General features: G+C 64.5%; 1 pseudogene. It reads left to right on the top strand.

Features of this window, described 5'->3' with window-relative positions:
• Nucleotides 1-530 (top strand): annotated as a pseudogene (locus tag Z164_RS22915) (beta strand repeat-containing protein); the annotation flags it as partial.

The raw sequence follows: 530 nt of genomic DNA on the forward strand, positions 1-530 counted from the left end.
AACGGGACGTTGCTGACGAGCACGACCACCACGTCGGGCACGACGTTGAACCTGACGAACCTGCCGGAGACGGGCGATTATCAGGTATTCGTAGACCCGTATTACGGCGAGACGCTGCAGGCGCAGGTGCTGCTGGCGAGCGGAACAACCGGTGGCGAGGCGGTGGATGGCGATGGCGGCGAGTACGCCACGACGGTCGCCGGTCAGAACGTATACCTGACGTTCCCGGCGTCGGCCGGCCAGCGTCTGGGTCTGGGCATCAGCGATCTGGTGGTGTCGACGGGCAGCTACGTAAACGTGTACGTCTACCGTCCGGATGGCAGTCATCTGACGAGCATGAGCTGCTACCAGAGTACCAGCGGTTGTGGCTTGAACGTGTCGGCAGGCACCGCGGGTACCTACAGCGTGGTGGTGCAGCCGGTGGGAGCGTCGCAGACGATGAGCTTCAAGACGACGCTGTCGACGGATCTGGCGGTGGCGTTGCCGCTGGACACGGTGCAGGCGCTGGCGCTGAGTCGTCGCGGCCAGAA

The sequence above is a fragment of the Luteimonas huabeiensis HB2 genome (genome assembly GCF_000559025.1).
In the GTDB taxonomy this organism is placed as follows: Bacteria; Pseudomonadota; Gammaproteobacteria; order Xanthomonadales; family Xanthomonadaceae; genus Luteimonas; species Luteimonas huabeiensis.